The sequence below is a fragment of the Bradyrhizobium sp. LB13.1 genome (assembly GCF_054056815.1).
Genome location: NZ_JBSRYQ010000001.1, coordinates 6,054,334 through 6,079,285 on the forward strand (window position 1 = coordinate 6,054,334; position 24,952 = coordinate 6,079,285).

Genomic DNA, 24,952 nt, shown 5'->3' on the forward strand with positions numbered 1-24,952 from the left:
GCGACAAGGCCATCACTTTTTCACATCAGGCCGCGCATCGTCAACGAACCTGCCGCGGTTCGGCATATTGACGGCCGCAAGCGATTTTGCATCGAGCGCCGCATCGGCTGCCACCAGCCCGTTCAGGTTCAGGATATAGGCAGACACCGCATAGACGTCCTCGTCACTCAGCGACTGCGGCGCGTTCTGCGGCATGGCGCGACGGATGTAGTCGAACAGCGTCGGCGCATAAGGCCAATAGCTGCCGACCGTTCGGATAGGCTTAGGAGTCCCGATCGTGCCCTGCCCTCCGACGAGCCGATCACCCAGTCCGCCCTCGCCCTGGTCGCCATGGCATGAAGCACATTGCTGGGCGAACACCTCGCGCCCGTGGCCGACTGAGCCACTTCCCTTCGGCAGATTGCTGCCGTCGCGCCCGATATCGATATTCCAGCCTGCGATCTCCGCAGCCGTCGCCGGGTGCCCGATGCCGTACAGGCTTTGCGCCTGCGCTTCGCTTGCAAAGACAGAGACCACGATTGCAACGGCGATATTGCAAATCTCACGCCTGCGCATTGGTCACCTCACCGTCAGCCGCGATGCGCCAGGGCCAGATCGCGTTGTTGTGGTAGAAATAGTTCTCGCCGCGCACCGCGAGCAGCTCGGACAGCGTCGGCTGCACATAGCCGGTCTCATCGATGGCCCGGCTCTGGATCACGGCAGGTTTGCCGTCCCATCGCCACGGCAGACGGAAGCGCGTGAGAGCGCGCGTCAGCACCGGCTCCTGCAATCGCGCGTCCTGCCAGCTCTTGCCGTCGTCGACGGATATCTCGACGCGCGCGATCTTGCCATGCCCGCTCCAAGCGATGCCGGTGATCTCGTGGAAGCCGGGCGCGTTCAGACGCTGGCCGCCCGAGGGCCGCGTGATGATCGACTTCGCCTCCATGAAGAACGAAAATTCACGTGCGGTGCCGTCCGGCAGGAGGTCGGTGTATTTCGAGGTCTCCTCTCGCGAATAGACCGGCTCCGCCGTCACATGCAGGCGGCGCAGCCACTTCACGCTCATATTGCCCTCGAAGCCAGGCAGGAACAGCCGCAGCGGATAGCCCTGCTGCGGACGCAGCCGCTCCCCGTTCTGGCTGTAAACCAACATTGCGTCCTCGAGGCATTTCTCGATCGGGATGCTGCGGGTCAGCGCAGCGGCGTCGGCGCCCTCGGCGACGACCCATTTGGCTTCCGGCTTCAACCCGGCCTCCTGGAGCACCAGCTTGAGACTGACGCCGGTCCATTCCGCACAACTCACCAGACCCACAAGCTCCGATGCTGTCTTGCCGTAAGGCTTGCTGTAGCCGGGATTGCCGGAGCATTCGAGAAAGTGGACGCGCGATTCCGACGGGAAACGCCTGAGATCGTCCATTGTGAAGATCAGCGGACGCTCGACCAGCCCGTGCAGCATCAACCGGTGCTGAGCCGGATCGATGGTCGGAACGCCGCCGTGATGCCGCTCGTAGAACAGTCCGTTCGGCGTGATGATGCCATCGAGCTCCTGCAATGGAGTCCGGCCGGAGGCCGATATGTATTGCTTGAGAGTCTTCGAGATGTTCTTGACGACGCCCTTCTCGAACGGTGACGGCGCGCCATAGGGTTGGCTTCCCATCGGTTCGCCCGGCGCCTTCATCCATTCGGGAATGTTGGGTGGAAGGTTGTCGGTCTCGGCGGCAGCCGATGCACCGGCGCCCATGACGGTGCCACCCGCCACCGCAGCGCTGCCGCGCAGAAAGAGGCGGCGAGTCGTGCCTGCGGATTTGTCGTCGGCGTCGAACGTGCTGCTCATTTGCGGATCCTCGGCTGAAGCGCCACCCGCATGAAACATTCTGCGACGTGCATTTGCAATTCGCAGCTGTTTCAAAAATAGGCGATTTCGACCTCGACTGATCTAAATAGCGCGGCGGCGACGGCAGTTCCCTTCTTCGCAACGCACAAACGGCTCGTGCGTCACTCACCCGGCGCGATCGCATTGCTTGGTGTCGGCCGGTCGGCGATCTGCTGGCCGAACAGGCTGCCGATCAGTTCAACCGCGGTCCGCGCGGTGCGGCCACGTTCGTCGAGGAACGGATTGAGCTCGACGATGTCGACTGATCCGACCACGCCGGAATCGTGCAGAAGCTCCATGATCAGATGCGCCTCGCGATAGGTCGCTCCGCCCGGCACCGTCGTGCCGACACCCGGCGCGACGCAGGGGTCGAGAAAATCGACGTCGAAGCTGACATGCAGCACGCCGTTGCCGGCCCTGACGCGCTCGATGACGCGGCGGATCAGCACGGCGACGCCGAACTCGTCGATCTGTCGCATGTCGACAACCCTGATCCGGCGCGCGCGCATCAACTCCTTTTCGAGCTTGTCGATTGAGCGCGCGCCGAACAGGTCGAGCCTGTCGGGATCGATCGAGGCGCGCGGATCATCGCCGAGCAATCCGTCGAGGCCGGGTTCGCCGCACAGGAACGCTGCCGACATGCCGTGCATATTGGCGGTAATCGTCGTCTCCGGCGTGTTGTAGTCGGCATGGGCATCGAGCCAGAGCACGAACAGCTCGCGTCCGCGCTCCTGCCAGTGACGGGCCATGGCGTTCACCGATCCCATCGACAAGGTGTGATCGCCTCCCAGGAAAATCGGCAGCGCACCGGTGTTCGCGATCTCGTAGCCTTTGCGGCTCAGCACGCGCGTCCAGCGCTGAATTTCGCGGTAGTGATTGGCTTTGTCGGGAGGCCTGTCCGCGAGGTCCCGGACCTCGGCCACCGAGAGATCGCCGTAATCAGTGACCTCGAAATCCAGGCTCTCGAGCAGTGTCGCAAGGCCGGCGGTGCGGAGCGCCGCAGGACCCATCAGGGTGCCGCGCTGCGAAGCCCCCATGTCGATGGGAGCGCCCAGCAAGGCGATGCGCCGGGCTCGATCCGTCGGGGTCCGATCGGTCACAGCCGTCTCCTGAGATCAGCAAGATTGCGCCAGCCTAACAGAGATTCGCGCCCGTCGTTTCACGGGGGAGGTCCGCGTAGCGGTGTATCGACGCGGAACAAAACCCCGCGCGCCGAATTGCTCATCCACGGCCGGTACCCGCCGTAAAAACCACGGCGCCTGTCGCGGATAGCCAAAGGTCGTCGGACCCGCTGTTCAGAACGAGCGCTCGCGCGGATAGCCAAAGGTACCGGCCTCCGACACACGATCAGCCTGGAGGTCGCGCGCTTGAGCACGGAGATTCCGCAGTCCACTTCCCATCCCGGCATGGCCGAGCGCGCCATCGATGCCGCGACGGACGTATCCCGCACCGTCGGTGAAGTCGCAGGCGGCTTGCATGCAGCTGTCGACCGCATGACCTCCGCAATCGATGAAGCGCGAAAGCCCGGACGGCCTCTCGCCACCGTCGCGGCAATCACGCGCGAAGCGCCGCTTGCGAGCCTGTTCGTTGCTTTCCTGTTCGGGGTCGCGGTGGCGCGTCGGCGCTAGAAATCGAGCGGGCCCGTTCAGGCGGCGCTGACGGCGCACTCGACCGCGAAGAATTGCCGCTCGAATGCTTCCGCCGGCATCGGGCGGCCGAAGAAATAGCCCTGCCCTTCCTCGCATCCCATGCTCACGAGGAAATCGGCCGTAGCGCGATTTTCGATGCCTTCAGCAACGACCGTGAGTCCGAGCTGCTTGCTGAGGCCGATGGTCGACCCCACGATCGCGGCATCATCGGAATCCGCGAGCAGATCGAGCACGAACGACCTGTCGATCTTGAGCCCGTCGAGCGGAAATTTCTTCAGATAGCTCAGGCTCGCATAGCTCCAGTGCCGAAATCGTCGAACAGGACGCGGACGCCGAGCTGCTGGATGCGCTTGAACATGTCGAGCACGCGGCTTTCGTCGTGGAGCAGGATGTCCTCTGTGACCTCGATCTCGAGCAGCGACGGCGTGAGCCCCGTTGCGTCCAGAAGCGTCGCGACCGAATGCGCGAGATCGCCGGAGTGAAGCTGCGAGGGCGACAGGTTGATCGCGACGCGCACGCTGTTGCCGGACAGCTCCCAGGCGCGCGCCTGCCGGCAGGCGGTCTCCATTACCCAATTCGCGATCCGCTCGGATAGCGCCGAGGTGTTGACCACCGGCATGAACTCCCCGGGCGAAACGTAGCCGCGCACGGGATGCCGCCAACGGATCAGCGCTTCGGCCCCGATCAGGCTGGCGTCGATCAGGCGTACCTGAGGCTGGTAGAACAGCTCGAACTCGCCGCGATCCGCGGCAAGCGCCAATTCACTCTCCAGCGTCAGCCGGTTCTCCAGCTCCTGCCTGATCGCGCTCTCGAAGATCACATGGCCGCCCCGCCGCGTCAGCTTTGCCTTGCTCAGCGCGAGATGGCCATTGCTCAGGAGATCGTCCGCGTTGTGCCCGCCTTCCGGATAGACGGCGACGCCGATGCTGATCCTGACGCGATGCTGCCGTGTGCCAGTCGCAAGCGGTGCTTCGAAGGCGAGCGCGATTCGCTCGGCGAACTCTGCGATCGGCTCGCCGCCATCAGAGCCTTCACGCGCAATGGCGAATTCGTCTCCGCTAAGCCGGGCAACGATAGCGCCATCCCCCGCCTGGCCCTTCAGGCGAATAGCGACCGCCTGCAGCACGAGATCTCCGGCGGAATGACCCAGCATGTCATTGATGCTCTGGAAACCGTCGAGTCCGATCACGAGCAACGCGACCTCGCAAGAGCGCTGCCCGGCGTCCGCAATCATGTCGACCAGTCCGGCATGCAGCGTGTTGCGGTTGGCAAGACCGGTCAGCGCGTCGTATTCGGCGAGATATCTGACGCGGTCGGCCTCGCGCTTGCGGACCGAGATGTCGCGCAGGATGGCTCCGTACTGGAAACCGTCCGTTCCCTGCCAGCCCGAGAAGCTCGCCTCGACCGGGAAAGTGTCACCGTTCTTGCGCCGCCCTTCGAACTCGACGACGACCGCCCCGCCGGGCACGAGGAGCGCCTGGCGTGCGGCGTTGCGCATGGACGGCCTCGCGTCATCGTCCACCGGCACGGCGCACAGCGTTTCGAACGGGCGGCCGATGATCTCGGCGGGCATATAGCCGAAGATCGCACTGGCGCCGGGATTCCACACCGTGATCAGTTGATCTTCGTCGGTGCAGACGAGGCCATCGCCGAGCGACATCGCGATCCGATGAAAGCGGCTTTCGGCGATGCGTCCCAGGAGACTACGGAAGTCGATTTCGTCCAGTGCGATCGCCGCCAGATAAGCGACAATCGCGATGTGGCACAGCGATGTGTCGATGATGAAGGGCCATCTTGCCTGCACGAGGATAGCGACCAGCTCGAAGGCCGCTCCGGCTGAGATCAAGATTGCGACGCGAGCTCCCGGTGCGAAGCGGCGCCACGAATACATCATCAGCAGGCAGATCGCACTGAGGCCCAGGATCATGCCGATATCGGAGGTCCAGCGCAGCATCCGGTTCTGGAGGATCGATTCTGCTGCCAGCGCCTGGAGGACGGGTCCCGAGACGATGCGCCCGTTAGGAACGCTGAACCGATCGCCGAGTTCGAGCGCCGTCGCACCAACGATGATTTTTTTATCTCTCAGCTTGTCGAGAGTGGCGGTATCGCCGCGGAGCACGTCGACATAGGAGACAGTCGGAATGGAAGCGCTTCGAATACCGAAATCGATCAGGAAAGGCGGCCGCCGATTGGCGTCCTGCCCGGCCAGCACGACGGCCATCGACGACATCAAGGCATCGCCGAGCTTCTCGCCGAACGGATAACGGCGCACGAGCCCGTCGGATTCGACCGCCACATTGACGACGGCGGGCCACGACTGGTTGCTGAACGGCTTCAGAGGCTGATTGATGTGAGCCCCGCCGCCATTCGGCGTCGGCTGCTTGAATGACGGCAGGATCGTCGAGCCGCCGACTTCACGAAGCGCAGTGACCAACGCCTCGTCAGAGGCCGGATCAGATGGCGTGCTGAAATCGATGTCGAAGGCGACGTCCTGCGCCCCCGCCGCCTCGAGCCTGTGCAACAGTTCCGCGTGCAGCCGGCGCGGCCAAGGCCATACCCCGATCTGGTCGATCGAGGGCGCGTCGATGGCGACCACGACGACGTTGCCGCTGGCAGCACGCGATTGCCATGCGAACCGCAGATCGGTCAGCGCGTTGCGAAGTGCACCGTGCCACCCCCTGGACAGCACCACCGCGAGTGCGGTCACGACAAGAATATGCGGCCGATAGCGTTTCACCCGATCCTCCTACACACCCGCGTCGGCGGGTGCGCCCCTCATCCCCTAGGAAATCGCCTCAGTGCTTGTTATGGCCGTAGGCATTGCCGTGACCATTGCGGCCATTGCCGTTACCGGTGGCGCCGTCGTTGCCGTTGCCGTTGCTTTCGTTTCCTGGACTTCCACCGGACACATTATCCGGCGGCCCAGCGGTGGTCGCAACGGTCGTCGCGCTTGCCGACGCCGATGTGGCACTGGCTGCGGATGAACTGCTGCTCACGCTGACTGCCGTTGTGTTGGAGCTATTGGCGGCTGCGGTCGTCGTGCTCGCCTTCGTATCGCTCCAGACCGTCTCGGTACCAGCGCTGGCGTTCGCGTTGCGCACCTGCCCGGGAGCAACAGCGCCGTGGGCGAGTCCGTGCGTGACCTTGTGGACGTTCAGCTTGACCTCGCCAAGCGAGCTCGAGATGCGCACGACCCCAGCCTTGGGCGCGTGAACTCCGGCTGCCTGATGCGATTGCTTAGCTGCGCCGGCCGCCTTGGTGCCCTTGTCGACCGGACCGAGCGCATGAATCGCACGGCCATTCGCTGCGCTGCGCGGAGCCGACAGGCCCGATTTCGGCACGGGGACGCGCTCGATCGTCGAGGCGCGCGGCTTGCCGTGCTCGATCGGATTGAAGGTGCCGGCACCGCTCAGGCTGATACCGGGCTTGCCGTGCTCGAAGGCGGTAGCCGCTTGTCCCGGCATGACCTGAGCGATCTGTCCTGTCTTGAAGTCGGAGACCTCGACTTGGCCGCGAAGCACGCCGACCTTGGTGCTGCCTGCATTCACAGTGACGCTGAACTGCGTTCCCTTGACCACGGCGGCGAGATAGGGCGTCTCGACCTCGAAATGCTTGACGTTGCGCTTCTCGACCTCGAGCAGGATCGAACCTGCCTGCTGGATGATGGTGGTCGAGAGACCCTCCTTTTTCTCCGTGGGCAAGCCGACCACCGAGTTGGGAGAGATCAGTATCGTTTCCTCGCCGCGGACGAGCAGCACGCGCCCGTTACGTCCGGTGCGAATGGTGTCGCCGGGCTTGAGCGCCTCCTGCTGGTTCAACGAAACCTGCTGAGCGCCGTTAGTGGCGACCCAGACGTCGCCGGTGGCCTTGCCGACCGACCAGACGCCATCGTCCGCGGCGGAGGCGCCGGAGGCCGTTCCCAGGATCAGCGCAGCCACCAAGGCGCACCGCATTCCAATTTTGACCAGCATGACGATCCTCAGTCCGCGTTACAGCCAGTCTTGGGGGTATCCGAAATCACTCAAGATAGAATTAGCGGGAAGCGGCGAGCGGAGCGGTCGCGTTAACGATTCATTGACCATAAAAAACTATGAAAAATCATGTGGCTAACGACCTCTTACCGCCTTAGGAGCACTTCTCCGTCAAACTACGGGAACAGGCTTGTTGCGCGCGTTGAGAAGCGGCATCTCCTTACCGCGCTGGTGCTGTTGGTACCGATTTTTGCGGGAGTTCCTCAGGCTTTCGGACAACAGGCGAGCCAGCCGGGTTTCGATCCGCGCCAACCTGAGAAATACTTTGAAAACCAGACCGAGCGGGAATCGCTGAGCCGTCCTCCGGTCAGGCTACCAACAGTCGGCCAGCCCAACACGGGCGGCGCTACCAAGCCTCAGTTCGTGCTGCGCGGCGTGAACGTCAGCGGAGCCCAGGCGGTTTCCCCCGATCGCATCGCCGCGGTCTACCAGCCCTATGTCGGCAAGAAGGTTTCGCAGGCGGATCTCGCCGCGATCGCCGGCGCGATCAGCGATCTCTACCGCGCCGATGGATTTCACCTGAGCCGGGCGATCGTGCCGCCGCAGGATATTGCCGACGGACGCGTCCGGATCCAGGTGGTCGAAGGCGCCATCGTGCAGGCCGAGCTGAAAGGCGATGGCGCCGAGCAGTTCGGCGTGAGGCCGATGCTCGGGCCAATCCTGGCCGAGCAGCCCTCGCGCTTGGCAACGCTCGAACGCCAACTCTTCCTCGTCAGCGGCAGGCCGGGCGTCCGCATCACCGATACCGCGCTGGAGGAGATCGGCGGTTTCGACCGGCCGCTTCCGCCTCACCGTCTATTTGAGGACCTGGCACGTCTTCTCGTCGCTCGGTCTGGACAATCTCGGCTCGTCGTCAGTGGGCCCGTGGCAGACCTACGCGACCGGCGCGTTCAACTCCTACCTCACGCCCGGCGACACGCTGGCGGTCAACCTGTCGACCATTGCCAACGACCCCCGTGAGCTCGGCTTCGCACGGCTGTCCTATGACGCGCCCGTCGGCGTCGACGGTGTGCGTCTCGGCGCCTCCGTCCTGTACAGCGCGGTGCGGCCGGGCGATGCCCGCCGCCTCGACAGCGACATCACCACGACCGAAGCTTTCGAGGTGCGGGCAAGCACTGTGCCCTTCCTGTCGCAATCGTCGGGGCTGACGCTTACCGTGGCCGGGACATTCAGCAACGTATCCGAGCATGACCTTTACGGGCCCTGGTACAACGACCATATCAGGACCGCGAGCCTGACCGCCGATTACCGGCTCCAGGATCATTTCGGCGGCACCAATTTCGCGACGCTGACCTATCGCCAGGGCCTCGACATCTTCGGTGCCTCGCATTTCGACGACGATCTGTTGTCGCGCGATGGCGCGGCATCGAACTTCTCGGTGCTGAACCTCTGGTTCACGCGCTACCAGACGCTCAACGACGCCTGGTCGCTCAAGCTCTCCGCTGCGAACCAGACGGCGTCGCGGCCGCTGTTCACCTCGCAGCAATTCTATCTCGGCGGCGCTGCCTTCGGCCGCGGCTATGGCGCAGCCGAGATCAGCGGCGACAACGGTCTTGCCGGTTCACTCGAACTGCGCTTCGACCAGAAGCTCAATTTCCGCTACTGGACCGGCTATCAGCTCTATGCTTTTGGCGATGCTGGCGCAGTCTGGAACGACGGTTACCGCCTGAGCGACGGCCTGTCGTTGACCTCGGCCGGAGCTGGCGTGCGGTTCTTCCTGCCGGACGATTTCCAGGCCGATCTCGGCGTGGCGGTCCCCTTGAGCTACCGGGCGCCAGACAACGAGCGCCGCAGCGCGCGCTTCCTGTTCACCCTGTCGAGCGCGTTCCGGCTCTGCCCCGAACGCAGCAGGGACGGCTACCTCTAGCCGCACGACCCTTGTTGCCGCTGCCTTGATGCGGCCCTTTTGCGGCGTTCCTCACAGACTGTCCTAAATTTAATCCCGTAACCTGCTCACGATCGCTCGATCCGGCAGTTCACAATGGCCATCTTCAGTGAAAAGTGATTTGAGACGGAACCATGAAAAGGGTGTTTGCAGTTCTGGCGTTTCTCTGTGTCCTCGGCGTCGGCCAGTACTTCGTCGTCAGCCGGTTCGCGATCCGCCACGAGGTTTTGGCCCTGTTCGACGCCGCCCGCCAACGGCCGATCGCGGTTGAAATCGCGGTGCGGCGCGATTACGAGACCAAGGCCAATCTCGGTCTCTGGAAGCTGCCGCTCGCCATCATCAGCAACGGCAACACCGTCAAGGCCACCGAGTATTCCTTTCTCGCCAACGTGCTCGCCGCACGCGGTTATCTTGTCGCCAGCATCCAGCAGGACCTACCGAGCGATCCGCCGCTGATGACCCGGGTCGGCCAGGAATATGTCGGCCGGCGCGAGGTCTATATCCGCTGCGAGACCAACATCCTCTTCACCTTGGCTGAGTTGAAGAGGCGGCAGGAGAACGCCGACTTCGACCACATCACCCTCGTCGGACATTCGAACGGTGGCGACGTTTCGATGTATGTCGCTCATCAGCACCCGGAGTTGGTGTCGAAAGTGATCACGCTGGACAATCTGCGGGTGCCTTTCGTGCTCAGCGACAACATGAAGATCCTGTCGTTCCGCTCGAAGGATCCGCATTTCCAGACCGACCCGGGCGTGCTGCCGACGCCGGAAGAGGCCAAGGCGCTCGGCATCGACATTATCCACACCGGCGCACAGCATACCGAGATGAGCGACCGCGGTCCCGATGCGGTCAAGGAGAAAATCCAGGCGACGCTCGACCGCTTCCTGCGCGACAGCGCCAGCAGTGCGCTCGCGCCTGCCGATACGAAAAGCCCGATGATCATGAACCCCGGCGACTATTAGCCTGGCACCTTTGCGGCAGGTCAAGGCTGCCCCGAGCCGGGCACGATAGACAGGGCCTCGCCATCTCGGAGAGGCACGTGTCGCACTCCATCAAAGCCTTGACACGAAAAATCTCCGTACGACAAGCTTTGGCCTGCCCGTGGCAAGGACGCCGAGATTCGCGCGGCATCTCTATCGTTCGGCCCGCAGGCTGCTGCGGTCGATCATTGCCCGCATCGGCCTCTCGCAATTTCCGGGTTCGTGTTGCGGATGAGCACGGCGTCGCAAACTAACGCGTGCCCGAAAATGCAAATCGCTGCCGGAGGACCGGCAGGGATCAGCAGAGGATGATGGAGTCACACACCGAGATCAGGACTTGTCCTTTCCCGGTTGCATGAGACTGCCAGTCATCTGGCGCATGTGATCTCCGGCGCTGGTGAACTGGCTGCGCAGGAAATCGGATTGGATTCGCATCGCCTCCTGAAGGTCGGTGGCATGAACGAGCTTGCGAGCATGCTCGAACGCCGACTTCATGTTCTGCTCGGTGAAAGCGAGCGCCTGCTTCGACACCTCCGCCCCCGCGCCCGGAACGGTCGTCATCGATTTGGTGGCGGCTTCGAAAAACATGCCGAATGCCTTTTCCGCCTGGTCAATCGTCTTCTCCGCCAGGTCGCGCAGTTCGGCCGGAACTTCGATCTTCGGTTCGATCATGGTCGCACTCCTCCCTTTTTCAAACTGAATACCACACTTGCCGGATCGCCTTCCAGCGTCCAGCCCGGGGCAAACCTCGCCCGGCGGCCGGTTCTGGCAGGAAAACGAAGGGCAAGGCGGAAGGCCGGCGCGCAGCCCGGCTTAGGACAGGGGGTGTTCGGAAACAGTTTCTTCGGTGGCGAGGTCTTCGACGAGCTTGATGACCTCGAAACGCTGCCGGGGCGCCAGCTTCAGAAACGCGCGGAGCAGACGCAGGCTTTCGACGGTGCCGCCTGCAGGCGCGCCGAGCTTGAGGTGCAGTTCAGCGGCGAAATTGAGGTTTTTCATCTCGCACCTATAACAAGCATCGGCTTTCGTGATCCGACATCGAGGTCCCAACTGAGAACCGAACGCCATAACCGAACGCATAACCCGATACCATGGCGACGGCGAGCTTTCGGCCGGAGCGGACCCTCGCGTGCTAGCACGCTGAGCTACATGTCCGAACGTTCGGGCTCAACCGAGCAGGTTGCACTTATGCCAAGGAACAACTCCTCCGGCAAGCCCAACAGTTGGCGTAGCAATGCTTCGTCTGCATCGCACTACAGCAATTCCGGATAACAGGAATATGGCCCCCCGTCACCCACCTGCGTCAAGAAGCGGCATCAATTCGGCATACTGTCTCGATCGCTGACCTTGTACTGCGCCTTTGCGCAGGCAAAGGGACGAGGTCCTGATATCTCGCGCCTTGAAGGCAGCCTCTTTTCCCATCAGCCGCGCCTGCCCGGTGCTGTCAGGCTTGCGTTGCGGATCGGCCCATGGCGCGACGGCGGCGGCAGTCAATGTCCAGTTGCCGATATAGAACGGATCGGCAGCCACAGCGACGTCTGCTGCCCCAAGCGACATGAGAAGGCAAACTGCGCCGGAGAATTTCATCATACCCGCCGCCTCGAGCTGTCAGACTCGGACGCGGCTCTTCATTCGGGCCGTATTTGGTTGCTGGCCATGAACCGTTCTTGAGGAGCGAACGACAAAGCGGATGCGAAACAGTCACGCAGATCACGGGCGCCATAGCCGACGGACTGATCGATTCGGGCGCGCCCCAGCACCTAAGGACGACGGCATGCTTTCTCGCTGCGATTTCATCAAAGGCGCCGCGGTCGCGCTTCTCACCCTCTCGATACAAGGCGCATGGGCGCAGGAGACCAGGATGAACCTGTTCAAGGTCGTCACCATCAAGGACGAAATCGTCGTCGGATTGTCGGCGGAGGAGCTTCAAGCGCTCGGCGGCAATGATGCCAGCGCGATTGCGCCTGCTCTTGCGCAGAAGGGCGATCTCACCGTGTGGCAATACAATGTGCATCGCGGTCCGAGCGGAGAATTGCAGCAGGCGCCGACCGCCAAGATCGGGCTTTTGGCCAACGCCTCGCTCCGCGTCGAGCCCTATACCACGCCCTACCAGATCCTGCCGCATCCCTAAGCAGCAGACTGGCACGCCGGCGGCCGAGACCGCAGGCGTGCCGTTGTCATCCGCGCTGCCCTGCACGCTGTCTCCCCGTTTCCGTCGCAAAGCCATAGATCAGCGCCAGCCGGTCCAGGCATTCCCGAAAGCGCCGCGAAAAATAGTCGTTCCAGCGCTGGGTACGGACGGCGCGACGCTGGCCGATCTCGCCCATGGTCAGGCCCAGTACCAACACATCGTGCACCAGCGCGGCGCCGTCGGTGCCGAGTTCGCGCTCGACCCCGTTCAGACGCAGCACCGCCTGACGCTGGCTCTCGGTGACGGGCTCGCGCGTGCGCGCGCCATCGACATATTCGCGGGTCGGGTCCATCGCCTGAAGACCTCGCTCGGCCCTCTCCCAATCGTTCTGGAAGGCACGCCCGCCGCGAAATTGCGCCTCGTCAATCTGATGGTGCGCGTGCAGCCTGCCGAGCGGATCGCTGCGGATCGACCGCACGGCCATGATCTTCTCTCCGGGGTCGAGCGCCAGCGGATTATCGACCTCGACGTCCGCCACCTCCGCATTGAACGGTACCTCGCGCGAGCGCCGGTCGTAGATCTTCGCCAATTTGTAGGACCTGTTGCTTCGGACACGTGCCACTCGGATACTCCTTTGCGAAATTGACGATTGAACGGGCGGTCGCCAGGTCAGGCTGCGGAGACCAGCCTCAGCACGACCGGTCCGGCGGGGCGGCCGGACCCGGCTCCAGAGCGGCGGGTCAGGCGCGCGTGCGGCGCGCAATAGCTCGAGCCCGGCTGGCGCGAATGGCCGCAGAAGGCAATCTCCTCCCCGTCTGTGTCGCCGCCGTAGGGATAGCGACAGTCGTCGCGATTGAGTTCGGCCAACGGGACCAGACGCGGCTGGACGCCGACGCAGCGCAGCTTGACCGGGGCGGCGGGCTTCATCGCGGATTTCGGCGGCAGGTTCAGTAACGTGGGACGGTGCGGGAGGATAAGACAGGCTCCAGACGGCAAAACCGGCACGATCGACGGACTCCTCATCGGTACCTTCACGACCAGCCCGAGCCGCTTGGCGCGGCCTACCACCGCATTGCGCGTGTAAGCCGTTCCAAACCTTGCGTTAATCTCCCTTCCGATCTCCGCATAAGACATTCCCTTGAGAAAATATTCGCGAAGCGCGTCGGAGTGCTCCGACGACCAATTGCCCGGTTCCATGCTGCTGTCCTGTGATGCGCCTCCTCCGATCGCACGATCGCGAGGCCGAGCGCACATTCCGTTATTCCGAAGTAAGTGTCAAGCAATAATTCTGATATTCATAATTGCATCAATTCCGAATTTCGGATTACAAGAGGCGGGACGATGGACAATCGAGGGAATCACCATGTTGGACGCTGCAATGATCGAGCGGGGCCTGGAAAAGACAGGCAAGAGCAAGGGCGGCCTGGCGGCAGCCATGGGCGTTCGGCCCGGCGCGGTCTCGGAGATCCTCGGCGGCGAACGCCTGGTGAAGGCCTCGGAAATCGTTCCGATCATGGAGTATCTCGAGCTCAATCTCGCGCCAATCATGGGCCGCGTCGGCGCCGGTGCCGTGATCGAGCCGGATTATGAGCAGGTTCCCCCGGAGGGACTCGGCGACATCGCGCTGCCCTTCCCGATCATGGAGGAGACCATCGCGTTCGAGATCGTGGGCGATTCGATGCTGCCCAAATACGAGAGCGGCGACGTGATCGTGGTCTACAAGGACCAGCGCCATCCGCTGTCGAGCTTCTACGGCGAAGAGGCCGTGGTCCGGCTCAAGTCCGGCGAGCGCTATCTGAAGACCATCGAGCGGGGCAAATCCCCCTCCGTCGTCAATCTCAGCAGCTTCAATGCCAAGCAGATCGTCGGCGTGAAACTGGAGTGGGTCGGCGAGATCTGCCTGTCCATGCCCAAGGGCCAGCTCGAGCGGTTGCGCGCCAAGTCGGCGCGCCCTCGCAAGAAGAGCAGGTAGGCGCCGACTTCCGATTTTTCGAAATCTAACTTGACTTGATTCCATTTTTCGGAAATACTCTGCCGTGCCCCGGCCGTCGGGCACGGCAGGATCGTTTCATGCAGTATTTCGTCGTGATGATCGACTATGGGCGGCGCGGCCGCGAGGCGGTGGTCGATCCTGAAATCACTAGGCGCGAGGTCATTTCCCGCGTCGCGTCAGGCGAATATCGGAACATCTCGTTCATCCACGAGATCGTGGAGAGTTCGGTCGAGGACGTGACCGAGGCGATCCTCGCCGAGGCTGTCCTGCCCCGGATCGCTGCCGAAGATATCGACCTCCAGGCGATCCGGCTCGATCACGCCCGCGATCTGCGCAAGCACGAGCGGACGTGACGCAGGCCTAGGGCCGTTTCCGTTCCGATCGAAGCGGACCGGCCCTAGATTCTTATCTTGACGCGTTTTCTTTGCGCGAACCGGAATCCACTTCGCTCGAAAACGCTCTGCCAGTCTACGTCACAGCCCGGTCGGAGACTACACCGTCAGGACGGTCGAGCCCGTGGTCTTGCGCGCGGCGAGATCGGCATGCGCTTTGGCGGCGTCCTTCAGTGGATAGGTCTGGCGCACCTCGATCTTGACTGCGCCGGACTTGACGACGTCGAACAGCTCGCCTGCCATCGCGACCAGGCTTTCACGCTTGGCGGCGTAGGTGAACAACGTCGGCCGGGTGACGTAGAGCGAGCCCTTCTGTGCGAGCAAACCGAGATTGAGCGGCTCGACAGCGCCGGAGGATGCACCGAACAGCGCGGCGACGCCGAGCGGCGCGAGGCAGTCGAGTGACTTGAGGAACGTATCCTTGCCGACGGAGTCGTAAACCACCGGCACCTTCTTGCCGCCAGTGATCTCATCCACGCGCTTCACGAAATCCTCGCGCGTGTAGATGATGACATGATCGCAGCCATGCGCCTTGGCGAGCTTGGCCTTCTCGTCGTTGCTGACGGTGCCGATCACAGTCGCGCCGAGATGCTTGGCCCACTGGCTCAGGATCAGGCCGACGCCGCCGGCAGCCGCATGGAGCAGGATGGTGTCGCCGGCCTTCACGCGATAGGTCTGCCGGATCAGATATTGCGTGGTGAGCCCCTTCAGCATCATCGCCGCGGCGGTCTTGTCGTCGACGCCGTCGGGCAGCTTCAGCAGCCGGTCGGCGGGAATCAGCCGCGCCTCCGAATAAGCCCCGAGCGGCGAGGCGCCATAGGCGACGCGATCGCCCGGCTTCAGATCGGTGACACCCGAGCCCACTTCCTCGACGACACCGGCCCCCTCGCTGCCAAGACCGCTCGGCAATTGCACGGGGTACACACCGGAGCGGTTGTAGATGTCGACAAAATTGAGACCGACCGCAGTGTGGCGGATGCGTGCTTCGCCAGGTCCGGGCTTGCCGACGCTGACCTCCTCCCAGACCAGGACTTCCGGACCACCAGTCTGGTGAAAGCGAATGGCATGCGTCATGGGCGTTGCTCCCTTATCGTTGAGGTAAAAGTCCGAATACCGGATCGGCCCTTTGAAATAGGCATTTAGTCCGCCCGTCACAGTACCGAGACGTAACAAGAATGTCACAGCGAACGACAAACCTCCGCCGTTCCGTCTCTGTTCGAAAGAGTTGATGTCGGCCTTGCGCCGACCGGCAGTAGCCTTTGCGCGGGTTTGGTGGTCGCCTGCGAAGGAGAGCCGAGATGCCAGCTTATGTACAGCATCATCAGGATATGGAAATCGCGCCTGTGATCTGCCCTGCTTGCATGGGGTTCCTGCCGATGTATGTGCGGGAGGTTGAACCGCATTGGAGCCTTGCCAAGATCGACTTCGTCTATGAATGCGCCGATTGCGGCGCCGAGGTCAGACAGACCATCCGCAAGCCGGAGTTGCTGCGGCACTGATCGCACGGCCGGTGGGCCTTTCAACTATTTGCGTTGAGCGGAAAATACGTCCGTACGCGCGGGTCTGGTCCCTCCCAAACGAGGCTTGTTCTTTGCCGGGAACACAGGCAGAACAAGCCTCAAGCAAGACCTTTGGGAGCGCCTTTCGTGGCTGAACAGAAGGCCTCGACCGCGATCGAGGCAGTGGAGAGCGGCCTCGCCGCGCAAGGCTACATCGCGAGCCGGCAGATCGCGACCGCCGTCTATTTGTCGCAACAGATCGAAAAGCCGATTCTGGTCGAAGGCCCTGCAGGCGTCGGCAAGACCGAGCTGGCCAAGGCGATCGCGGCCTGGCGCGGCCTGAAGATGATCCGCTTGCAATGCTATGAAGGCCTCGACGAGGCCAAGGCGCTCTACGAGTGGAAATACGCCAAGCAGCTTCTTTACACACAGATCCTGAAGGACAAGCTCGGCGAAGTCCTCGGCGGCGCGCAGACGCTGCACGATGCGCTCGCCCAGCTTCACGATTTCGGCGACGTGTTCTTCTCCAAGGAATTCGTCGAACCGCGGCCGCTGCTGCAAGCGCTGGAGCAGCCCGGCGGCTGCGTGCTCCTGATCGACGAGATCGACAAGTCGGATGCGGAATTCGAATCGCTGCTGCTGGAGATCCTCTCCGACTTCCAGGTCACAATCCCTGAGCTCGGCACCGTCTCTGCGATCACGCCGCCGACGGTGATCCTCACCTCCAACAGCGAGCGGGATCTCGGCGACGCTCTCAAGCGGCGCTGCCTGCATCTGCATATCGGCTTCCCCGAGCAGCGGCTCGAGGAGCGCATCGTCGAGAGCCGCGTCCCCGGCATCTCGCAGACGCTGCGGCGGCAGATGGTCGGCTTCATCCACGAGATTCGCTCGCTCGACCTCAAGAAGCTGCCCTCGGTCAGTGAGACCATCGACTGGGCGCGCGTGCTGGTTCTGCTCCAGGCTTCCGAGCTCGACACCGACATAGTCAAGGACACGCTCAACGTCCTCCTGAAATACGAGGCCGACATCGAGGCGGCTCAGCCTCAGATAACGACCTTCATTGCCAAGGCAGCACGATCCAACGTCTTCGGTTGACGCCGATGCGCGAGAACCTCCATCGTTTCTTCCGTGCGGCACGCGGCGTCGGCGTCCATGTCTCGCCCGCCGAAAGCATCGATGCGATGCGTGCGGTCACGCAGGTCGGCGTTTCAGACCGGACCATCCTGCGCGACGCGCTGCTCCTGACGCTTGCCAAATCGCAGGACGAAAAGCTCGCGCTCGGCGACTGTTTTGATCTGTTCTTCAGCCAGCCGGAGCCGCGGCAGAATCAGCCCGAGGCCGACAGCGAGGACGCTTCGGAGGACGCGGATCAATCGCCCTCCTCCAGCCCGGCCAGCGAAGCGGGCGAAGGTCAGCCTTCCGAGGGATTGGGACCGCTCGCGCAGATGCTGCTGTCGCAGGATCGCAACGCGATCGCAGCCGCGATCGCCAGCGCCTCAGGCGCGGCCTCTCTGTCCGAGATCCGCTACTCCACCCAGCGCGGCATCTTCTCCAGCCGCATCCTCGACGCCATGGGGCTCCAGCGGCTGCGCGACGATCTCGAGGAGCTGACCGCGACCAACCCGGCGCTGGCCGAGCGACTTCGCTCCGCGCTCGACGCCCTGCGCGAAGCCGTCCGCGACACCGTCGCGCAGGGGCTTGCGCTCTATGCCCGCGAGGAGGCTGAAAACCTCCGCAACGAGATCCTGCGCAACGCGCCGCTTGCCCGCATTGAGCGGCGCCATGTCGCGGAGATGCGCGCTCTCATCCGCCAGATCGCGCGGCGTCTGCGCGAGCGCTATTCGAAACCGCGCAAGCGCCAGCGCCGCGGTCATCTCGACGTCCGCCGCACACTGCGCCGCAACGCCGCCTGGGGCGGCATCCCCTTCCTCACGGCGTGGAAGCGCAAGCATCGCGACCGGCCGAAGATCGTGGCGCTCTGCGACGTCTCCGGCTCGGTCGCGCAAGTCTCCGATTTCTTCCTGCTCCTGATCCACTCGCTGCACGAGGTGGTCGACGACGTCCATTCCTTCGCCTTCTCTTCGCATCTGATCGAAGTCAGCGACATTCTGGAATCGAAATCGCCGGAAGAGGCAATGGCCGAGATCATGTCCAAGGTGGGCTTCGGCTCCTCCGACTACGGCTCGTCGCTGGTCGATTTCGAGAAGGAGTTCATGAGCACGTTGACACCGCAGACCACGGTGATCGTGCTCGGCGATGCCCGCAGCAATAATCTCGACCCGCGCGCCGACATCCTGCGCCGCATCTCCGAACGCTCCAAGCGCCTGGTGTGGCTCAATCCCGAAGGACGTCTCGCCTGGGGCTTTGGCGATTCCGAGATGCCGCGCTACGCGACCTTCTGCAGTGTGGTGCGCCAGTGCGCCACCGCGCAGCAGCTCGAGCGCGCGGTGTCCGATATCGTGGCGACTTATCAGTAGGCTTTACGCCACGGCCGACGTCAGTTTCGCGCAAACTCCGTCGGAGCCAAATTGCACTCCCGGAAATGATAGGCGATTTCGTCAAGCGCGCGCTGCTCCCATTCCTGGGCTTGCGCAAGCCAGAAAACCCGGCGCTCGAAATCAAGCGCGGCGCGCTCCCGGCACAGGGATTCTTGACTGCGAATTTCGACCAGCCTGATCATGCACTCCACTCCTGCCGTGTGAAGCCGTTTCACGCCAATCAGCGTAGCAGCATCTCGAGCGTTTCGTCTCATGATTTCCATGCATATTGCGACGCGGAATGGGACAGCAGCACTTCCCGTGCAGCGCGGCATCTCCGCGCGACATCAAGCCCGCTTCATCAATATGTGATCGAGGCCCCGGGAAGATATTCGTGATCGAGCGATCTTAATTCTTGTGGCGCAACGACATGCGGCAATTTGTGAAGAGGAGTTCTAAACACCTGACCGAATTCCCGACTCATTGTCGTCGCACGGTCTTCACGCAGCGCCGCTAACAGGTGAGCGAACGGTACTATCGCTTGAGGCAACATGAGCAACGACATCGACTTCGATCTTTCGCCGGACCAATGGGAAGTTCTGAAAGCGCTCCGCAATCCGCCGTCGCGCAGTCGCCTCACGAAGACCCATGTCGTCGAAGGCCTTATCAAGCTCGGCCTTGTCGCGATCAGGGACGGCGTTCCCGAGATGACATTGACAGGACGCAAGGTACTGGTGCGCGGATCATGCCGCCTGCTGGATCTCGTGGCGTAATATCGCGCGTGCAGCGACGCGGCGCGAGGACGGCAAGCAAGCCGATGCGGGAGCTGATCAGGAACGGGTTTGGCGGGCTGAACAAATGATGGTTTCGGGGTCGAGAACGTCGGGATAGAACCAGGCGAAGTCGCGCGGATAGTACGCGGAGGCGTGCGGCGCGCCCGTGACGAGGAATGCTTCGGTCACCGCAAAGGCGCTGTCCATCGAGTGCCGGTAAAGGTCCTCGATGGCCGTGAACGGATGATGTGACTTTCGCAGGAATCGATCGCCGAGAAAATTCACGGCCTGAAGCGCGTTGGCGACGAAGGTCGCCGCCCGCCCCTGATAAAACCGGGTCTCGCGATGAGATGGAAAAGAGATGTCGCTGTTCACATGCGTCGTGGAATGGTGTCTCGGTGGCGGCGATAGGCCGTCACTCTTCCAGACCTGCCTGATTCGTGTCTCTATCCCGTGACTTGCGGCATCAACTTACCCTTCCCGCGGCCGAAAATTCTCGATCACCCGCAGCAACACCCGCGCGCCGGCGTCAGCATCGGCGGGCTCGACATGCTCGTCCGGGTGATGGCTGATACCGCCGCGGCAGCGGACGAAGATCATGCCGACATCGGCAATGTCGATCATGGCCATGCCGTCGTGCCCCGCCCCGCTCGGCAGCTCGAACACGGAAAAGCCTTCCGCATGGATCGCCTGCGCGATCTGGTCCTTGAGCCAGGGCGCGCAAGGCGCGGTGCGGTTCTCGTGGGTGACGTCGAGCTGAAGCGTCAGTTGGCGGCGCTTTGCGATAGCTTCGATCTGCCGGACGACATCGGCGACCGCGCGCTTGCGGTGCATGTCCATCGGCGCGCGCAAGTCGATGGTGAATGACACCTCGCCCGGAATGACGTTGGTCGCGCCGGGCCTCGCCTGAATGTAACCGACAGTGCCGACCAGGCCGCTCGCGTCGGTCCGGCAGAAATGCTCGATCGCGCCGATGCATTCGGCAGCACCGGTGAGCGCGTCACGGCGCAGCGCCATCGGCACGGTGCCGGCGTGCCCCGCCATGCCAGTCAGGCGCGCGGCAAGCCGTGTCGCGCCCGCAATCGCGGTGACGACACCGACGGGCAGGTTTTGCGCTTCCAGCACGGGCCCCCTGCTCGATGTGCAGCTCGAGATAGGCAAGCAGTTCGCGCCGCGCCCGCGCAGCCGCGCCGATATGATCGGGGTCGAGCCCGAACGAAACGAGCGCGTCGCGCATCGCCACGCCATCGCGGTCGCGTGTGTTCAGGACGCTCTCATCAAAAGTGCCAGCGAGCGCGCGGCTGCCGAGCAAGGTCGAAGCGAAGCGCACCCCCTCCTCATCCGCGAAACCGACGATTTCGATCGCAAACGGCAGGCGCCTGCCGCGGCCGTTGAGATCGGCGACGCAGGCGATCGCAGTGATTACGCCCAGCGGCCCGTCCCATTTGCCGGCATCGCGCACGGTGTCGTAGTGCGAGCCAAGCATCAGGCAAGGCGCGCCCGGCCGCTCCCCTTCGTAGCGCCCGCAGACATTGCCAATCGCGTCGAGACGCGCACTCATGCCGGCCTCGCGCATCCAGCTTAGGATCAGATCCGCGGCCTTGCGCAGCTCGCTGGTCAGATAGATGCGAGTAAGTTTGTCGCCTTCTTCCGAGATCGCGGCGAGCTCGTTGATCCCTCGCACGATCGCTTCGCCGAGCGATGCATTCTGAACGGCGTTACCAGCAGCCATCTCGGCGAGCTTTCCATCTCTTGGGACCCGCGGCAGCGGCGGTCCTGGCGGCAATCGATACAAGTTCGGTGCCGGCGAAATCACGAGCGCGGTCCCGATCCGCGCGTGGGTAGCATGAATGAGGGTAGCCGGCAGAGCGTAGCTCCCGTCGTGCACACGCGCGAGCTGATCGGTCTGCTTAACTCAATTGCATACAATAGACAGATATTGCCTATAAAATAATCTGCCGATTTCCTCGGCAAGATCCTTAAAATTAAAAAATGTTATATTTTTCCATAGCTTACGATAATTTGCCCGCTTCCCGACCTCTGGCATGAAGCTTGCGACATCTTGTTCCGGGCTCCGCCAAACCGGCGCAGCCGCGAGATCGAGGCGGTCAATCCGCCAAGGGGAGCAGGCAATGGAATTTGGCAGGATCTCACGACGTCATTTGTTGCAGGGCGGTGCGGCCCTCACCCTCGGCGCGGCGGCAGGCATCCGCCCGGCCTTCACGGCCGAGACGACCATCGGCTTCATCTATGTCGGCTCGCGCGACGACTATGGCTACAACCAGGCGCATGCCCAGGGCGCTGCGGCATTGAAGAAGATTCCCGGCCTCAAGGTCGTGGAAGAAGAGAAGGTGCCTGAGACCGACGCGGTCGAGAAGACGCTCGAGTCCATGATCAATCTCGACGGCGCCACCCTGCTCTTCCCGACCTCGTTCGGCTATTACAATCCGCACACGGTCAAGATGGCCAACAAGTTCCCGAAGCTTCGCTTCGAGCACTGCGGCGGCCTCTGGAGCGACAAGGACCCGAAGAACGCCGGCAGCTATTTCGGCTATATCGACGAAGCCCAGTACATCTCGGGCATCATCGCCGGCTATAGCTCCAAGAGCGGAAAGCTCGGCTTCGTCGCCGCAAAACCGATCCCGCAGGTGCTGCGCAACATCAACGCCTTCGCACTCGGCGCCAGGCTCGCCAACCCAAAGGCGACGACGCAGGTGATCTTTACCGGCGACTGGTCGATGCCGGTCAAGGAAGCCGAAGCCACCAACAGCCTGATCGACCAGGGCGTCGACGTACTGACCTGCCACGTCGACGGTCCCAAGACCATGGTCGAGAACGCCGCGCGCCGCGGCGCCATGGTCTGCGGCTACCACGTCAACCAGTCGCCGCTCGCGCCGAAGGCCTACCTGACCGGCGCCGAGTGGAACTGGGAGGCGCTCTATCCGAAGTTCGTCAAGATGATCGCCGCCGGCGAGAGCATCCCGAACTTCTATCGCGGCGGCCTCAAGGAAGAGATCGTCAAGACCTCGCCCTATGGCGATGCGGTCTCCGCCGAAGCGCGCAAGCACGCCGACGAGGTCAAGGCCAAGTTCTTGTCCGGCGACGGCTACGCCATCTTCAAGGGAGGCCTGGTCGATAACAAGGGCAAGACGGTGATCGCGGCCGGCACCGATCGCGGCCAGAAGGATCCCGAGCTCGAGAAGATGGACTATCTCGTGGAGGGCGTGGTCGGAGCGACTTCGTGACAGCGGAGGCGGCGGATTCCACTGAAGCGGTCGGGACTGTTGCCCCGGCCGCCGATCCGGGATTCCTCCAACGTCACGGCGGAGCGATCGAATATGTCCTGATCCCGGGCGCGGCGCTGGCCGGCGCGCTCGCGGTCTTCGGCATCTTCGTCGCGATGTTCGGCAAGAACCCGCTCGACCTCTATTTCTACATGTACTACGGCGCGTTCGGCACCTGGTTCTCCTGGCAGAACACACTGACGCGCGCGGCGCCGCTGATCCTCACCGCGCTCTGCACGGCGCTTCCCGCGCAGCTCGGCATGGTCATCATCGGCGGCGAAGGCGCGCTGCTGATTGGCGCGCTTTCGGCAACCAGCGCCGCACTGTTGCTTCAGGGCATGCCGCCGCTCATCGTGCAGATCGCCATGGTCGTTGCCGGCGTGATCGGCGGCGGCCTGTGGGTCATGCTCTCGGGCGCGCTACGGCAGTACCGCGGCGTCAACGAGACCATCTCGAGCCTGCTGCTCGTTTACATCGCGCTCGCGGTGCTCAACCATCTCGTCGAAGGCGCGATGCGCGACCCCGCCAGCCTCAACAAGCCCTCGACCCGCGAGATCGGCGCGGCCAACATGATCGGCTCCATTCCCGGTACCGATGTGCATTGGGGCCTCGTGTTCGGCCTGATCGCCGCGATCGCCGCCTACATCCTGATCTATCACACCGTGTTCGGCTTCGCCGCGCGCGTCGCCGGCGGCAGCATCCGCGCGGCGAAGATCGTCGGCCTCAATGTCAGCAAGCTGATCCTGACTATCTGCTTCCTCGCCGGCGGCGCCGCGGGCCTTGCCGGCATGGTCGAGGTCGCCGCCGTGCAGGGACGCGCCAACGCCAATCTCGCCGCGGGCTACGGCTTCACCGGGATTCTTGTCGCCTTCCTGGCGCGGCAAAATCCGCTCGCCATTATCCCCGTCGCGATCCTGCTCGGTGGCATCAGCGCCAGCGGCGGGCTGTTGCAGCGCCGCCTCGGATTGCCGGATGCGTCCGTGCTGGTGCTGCAAGGCATCATCTTCGTCTTCGTGCTGGGCAGCGATGCGCTCTACGGCCGCATCGGATTTCTGAAGGGAAAGTCGTGAAATGGCAGACGGCTCGATCGGACTCTGGACCGTCCCGCTCGCCGTGCTCGGCGGCGCCATTCGCGTCTCGACGCCGTTCCTGTTCGTGAGCCTCGGGGAATGCATCACCGAGCGCGCCGGCCGCATCAATCTCGGCCTTGAAGGCACGCTGGTGATGGGCGCAATGAGCGCCTACGGCATCTCCTATCTCACGGGATCGCCGTGGTTGGGCGTGCTCGCCGCCGGCATCACCGGCGCATTGCTGGGAGCATTGCATGCCGGCATCTGTTCGCTGCCGCGCGTCAACGACATTGCCGTCGGCATCGCCTTGATGCTGTTCGGCACCGGGCTCGCCTTCTATCTCGGCAAGCCGCTGATCGAACCGACCGCGCCGCGGCTGCCAGCGATCGATTTCGGCTGGTGGAGCGATATCCCGCAGCTTCGCGCCGCGCTCCGCATCAATGTGATGTTCCTGATCGGCGTGGCGCTGGCCCCGATCCTATACTGGGCCTTCCGCACCACGCGCTGGGGTCTGTTGATCCGCACCGCCGGCGAAAGCTCGGATGCCGCACGTGCCATGGGCTACTCGGTGCTGCTGATCCGCCTGCGCGCAACCATGGTCGGCGGCTTTCTCGCCGGCATCGGCGGTTCGTTCCTGTCGCTGTTCTATCCCGGAAGCTGGAACGAGGGCCTGTCCTCGGGCCAGGGCATCACGGCCGTGGCGCTCGTGATCTTCGCGCGGTGGGACCCCTTGCTGTGTCTCTGGGCCTCGCTCGCCTTCGGCGGCGCCGCGGCGCTGGGACCGGCGTTGCAATCGGTCGGCGTCACCTCCGGCTACCACCTCTTCAACGCCGCGCCCTACATCCTGACGCTGGCGATTATGATCATCACCTGCTCGCCGAAGCGAACGCTGACCGGAGCCCCGGCCGAATTGTCGATCACCCGCTAGGAAGC

At 63.3% G+C, this 24,952-nt stretch carries 23 protein-coding genes and 4 pseudogenes; 13 read left to right on the plus strand and 14 right to left on the minus strand.

Features of this window, described 5'->3' with window-relative positions; all coding sequences use genetic code 11:
• Positions 1-12: 12 nt before the first annotated feature.
• From ACVWYI_RS29390 to rocF, 3 genes are all read right to left on the minus strand, one after another.
• Positions 13-555, minus strand: a complete 543-nt coding sequence (locus ACVWYI_RS29390; protein ID WP_456663886.1) for a c-type cytochrome — start codon at positions 553-555, stop codon at positions 13-15.
• On the minus strand, positions 542-1,813 hold the full coding sequence (gene soxC, locus ACVWYI_RS29395) for a sulfite dehydrogenase (protein ID WP_456663887.1): 1,272 nt from the start codon (positions 1,811-1,813) through the stop codon (positions 542-544). Before soxC ends, ACVWYI_RS29390 begins: the two co-directional genes overlap by 14 nt.
• A gap of 161 nt (positions 1,814-1,974) precedes the next feature.
• A complete protein-coding gene (gene rocF, locus ACVWYI_RS29400) occupies positions 1,975-2,952 on the minus strand; it encodes an arginase (RefSeq protein WP_247350647.1) in 978 nt (325 codons plus the stop codon).
• Positions 2,953-3,219: 267 nt separating this feature from the next.
• Here rocF and ACVWYI_RS29405 point away from each other — a divergent pair, with 267 nt between their 5' ends.
• On the plus strand, positions 3,220-3,480 hold the full coding sequence (locus ACVWYI_RS29405; protein WP_247350644.1) for a hypothetical protein: 261 nt from the start codon (positions 3,220-3,222) through the stop codon (positions 3,478-3,480).
• Positions 3,481-3,497: 17 nt separating this feature from the next.
• Here ACVWYI_RS29405 and ACVWYI_RS29410 read toward each other — a convergent pair.
• A pseudogene (locus ACVWYI_RS29410) lies at positions 3,498-6,238 on the minus strand (EAL domain-containing protein).
• Positions 6,239-6,296: 58 nt separating this feature from the next.
• Positions 6,297-7,472, minus strand: coding sequence for a FecR family protein (locus ACVWYI_RS29415; RefSeq protein WP_456663888.1), 1,176 nt, complete (start codon positions 7,470-7,472; stop codon positions 6,297-6,299).
• Between the two features lie 129 nt (positions 7,473-7,601).
• Between ACVWYI_RS29415 and ACVWYI_RS29420 the strand changes: the two are divergent.
• Together ACVWYI_RS29420 and ACVWYI_RS29425 are read left to right on the plus strand one after the other, a co-directional pair.
• Positions 7,602-9,399: pseudogene (locus ACVWYI_RS29420) on the plus strand (ShlB/FhaC/HecB family hemolysin secretion/activation protein).
• A gap of 152 nt (positions 9,400-9,551) precedes the next feature.
• Entirely contained in the window at positions 9,552-10,382 is an 831-nt protein-coding gene (locus ACVWYI_RS29425; protein WP_247443850.1) for an alpha/beta hydrolase, read from the plus strand.
• Between the two features lie 348 nt (positions 10,383-10,730).
• On the opposite strand, the gene ACVWYI_RS29430 is transcribed toward ACVWYI_RS29425, so the two are convergent.
• The 3 genes from ACVWYI_RS29430 to ACVWYI_RS29440 all read right to left on the minus strand — a co-directional run bounded on the left by ACVWYI_RS29430 (position 10,731) and on the right by ACVWYI_RS29440 (position 11,990).
• Complete coding sequence (locus ACVWYI_RS29430) at positions 10,731-11,072, minus strand: phasin (RefSeq protein WP_247348308.1); 342 nt, start codon at positions 11,070-11,072, stop codon at positions 10,731-10,733.
• A 141-nt stretch (positions 11,073-11,213) separates the two neighbouring features.
• Positions 11,214-11,399 (minus strand): hypothetical protein, encoded by a 186-nt coding sequence (locus ACVWYI_RS29435; RefSeq protein WP_247348309.1) that lies wholly within the window; start codon positions 11,397-11,399, stop codon positions 11,214-11,216.
• A gap of 291 nt (positions 11,400-11,690) precedes the next feature.
• Positions 11,691-11,990: a hypothetical protein gene (locus tag ACVWYI_RS29440; RefSeq protein WP_456663889.1), complete on the minus strand. Its 300-nt coding sequence runs from the start codon at positions 11,988-11,990 to the stop codon at positions 11,691-11,693.
• A 184-nt stretch (positions 11,991-12,174) separates the two neighbouring features.
• Between ACVWYI_RS29440 and ACVWYI_RS29445 the strand changes: the two genes are divergently transcribed.
• Positions 12,175-12,531, plus strand: coding sequence for a hypothetical protein (locus tag ACVWYI_RS29445; RefSeq protein WP_456663890.1), 357 nt, complete (start codon positions 12,175-12,177; stop codon positions 12,529-12,531).
• Between the two features lie 46 nt (positions 12,532-12,577).
• Here ACVWYI_RS29445 and ACVWYI_RS29450 read toward each other — a convergent pair whose 3' ends face one another.
• Together ACVWYI_RS29450 and ACVWYI_RS29455 are read right to left on the minus strand one after the other, a co-directional pair.
• On the minus strand, positions 12,578-13,153 hold the full coding sequence (locus ACVWYI_RS29450; protein WP_456663891.1) for a hypothetical protein: 576 nt from the start codon (positions 13,151-13,153) through the stop codon (positions 12,578-12,580).
• Positions 13,154-13,200: 47 nt separating this feature from the next.
• Positions 13,201-13,728 carry a GcrA family cell cycle regulator gene (locus ACVWYI_RS29455; RefSeq protein ID WP_456663892.1) on the minus strand — a complete coding sequence of 176 codons (528 nt, stop codon included), beginning with the start codon at positions 13,726-13,728 and terminating at the stop codon, positions 13,201-13,203.
• A 166-nt stretch (positions 13,729-13,894) separates the two neighbouring features.
• On the opposite strand from ACVWYI_RS29455, the gene ACVWYI_RS29460 reads away from it, so the two are divergent.
• Positions 13,895-14,503, plus strand: coding sequence for a S24 family peptidase (locus tag ACVWYI_RS29460; protein WP_247348314.1), 609 nt, complete (start codon positions 13,895-13,897; stop codon positions 14,501-14,503).
• Between the two features lie 98 nt (positions 14,504-14,601).
• A complete protein-coding gene (locus ACVWYI_RS29465) occupies positions 14,602-14,877 on the plus strand; it encodes a hypothetical protein (protein ID WP_456649129.1) in 276 nt (91 codons plus the stop codon).
• A 138-nt stretch (positions 14,878-15,015) separates the two neighbouring features.
• Here ACVWYI_RS29465 and ACVWYI_RS29470 read toward each other — a convergent pair whose 3' ends face one another.
• A complete protein-coding gene (locus tag ACVWYI_RS29470) occupies positions 15,016-15,990 on the minus strand; it encodes a quinone oxidoreductase family protein (RefSeq protein ID WP_247348316.1) in 975 nt (324 codons plus the stop codon).
• Between the two features lie 224 nt (positions 15,991-16,214).
• Between ACVWYI_RS29470 and ACVWYI_RS29475 the strand changes: the two genes are divergently transcribed.
• The 3 genes from ACVWYI_RS29475 to ACVWYI_RS29485 all read left to right on the plus strand — a co-directional run bounded on the left by ACVWYI_RS29475 (position 16,215) and on the right by ACVWYI_RS29485 (position 18,892).
• Positions 16,215-16,415, plus strand: coding sequence for a hypothetical protein (locus ACVWYI_RS29475; protein ID WP_247443856.1), 201 nt, complete (start codon positions 16,215-16,217; stop codon positions 16,413-16,415).
• Between the two features lie 147 nt (positions 16,416-16,562).
• On the plus strand, positions 16,563-17,510 hold the full coding sequence (locus tag ACVWYI_RS29480; protein ID WP_247348318.1) for an AAA family ATPase: 948 nt from the start codon (positions 16,563-16,565) through the stop codon (positions 17,508-17,510).
• A 5-nt stretch (positions 17,511-17,515) separates the two neighbouring features.
• A complete protein-coding gene (locus ACVWYI_RS29485) occupies positions 17,516-18,892 on the plus strand; it encodes a vWA domain-containing protein (protein ID WP_456663893.1) in 1,377 nt (458 codons plus the stop codon).
• Between the two features lie 20 nt (positions 18,893-18,912).
• Here the strand turns inward: ACVWYI_RS29485 and ACVWYI_RS29490 are convergent, their stop codons facing one another.
• Positions 18,913-19,095: a hypothetical protein gene (locus tag ACVWYI_RS29490; protein ID WP_247348323.1), complete on the minus strand. Its 183-nt coding sequence runs from the start codon at positions 19,093-19,095 to the stop codon at positions 18,913-18,915.
• A 348-nt stretch (positions 19,096-19,443) separates the two neighbouring features.
• On the opposite strand from ACVWYI_RS29490, the gene ACVWYI_RS29495 reads away from it, so the two are divergent.
• Positions 19,444-19,665: a hypothetical protein gene (locus tag ACVWYI_RS29495; RefSeq protein ID WP_456649126.1), complete on the plus strand. Its 222-nt coding sequence runs from the start codon at positions 19,444-19,446 to the stop codon at positions 19,663-19,665.
• An 84-nt stretch (positions 19,666-19,749) separates the two neighbouring features.
• On the opposite strand, the pseudogene ACVWYI_RS29500 reads toward ACVWYI_RS29495, so the two are convergent.
• Together ACVWYI_RS29500 and ACVWYI_RS29505 are read right to left on the minus strand one after the other, a co-directional pair.
• Positions 19,750-20,040 (minus strand): annotated as a pseudogene (locus tag ACVWYI_RS29500) (hypothetical protein); the annotation flags it as partial.
• Between the two features lie 96 nt (positions 20,041-20,136).
• A pseudogene (locus ACVWYI_RS29505) lies at positions 20,137-21,397 on the minus strand (allantoate amidohydrolase).
• 400 nt (positions 21,398-21,797) lie between these two features.
• Here ACVWYI_RS29505 and ACVWYI_RS29510 point away from each other — a divergent pair.
• From ACVWYI_RS29510 to ACVWYI_RS29520, 3 genes are read left to right on the plus strand one after another with little or no spacing between them, the layout of a single operon-like run.
• Entirely contained in the window at positions 21,798-22,910 is a 1,113-nt protein-coding gene (locus ACVWYI_RS29510) for a BMP family ABC transporter substrate-binding protein (RefSeq protein WP_456663894.1), read from the plus strand.
• On the plus strand, positions 22,907-24,019 hold the full coding sequence (locus tag ACVWYI_RS29515) for an ABC transporter permease (protein WP_456663895.1): 1,113 nt from the start codon (positions 22,907-22,909) through the stop codon (positions 24,017-24,019). The genes ACVWYI_RS29510 and ACVWYI_RS29515 overlap by 4 nt, the downstream gene beginning before the upstream one ends.
• 1 nt (position 24,020) lies before the next feature.
• Entirely contained in the window at positions 24,021-24,947 is a 927-nt protein-coding gene (locus tag ACVWYI_RS29520; protein ID WP_456663896.1) for an ABC transporter permease, read from the plus strand.
• Positions 24,948-24,952 lie beyond the last annotated feature (5 nt).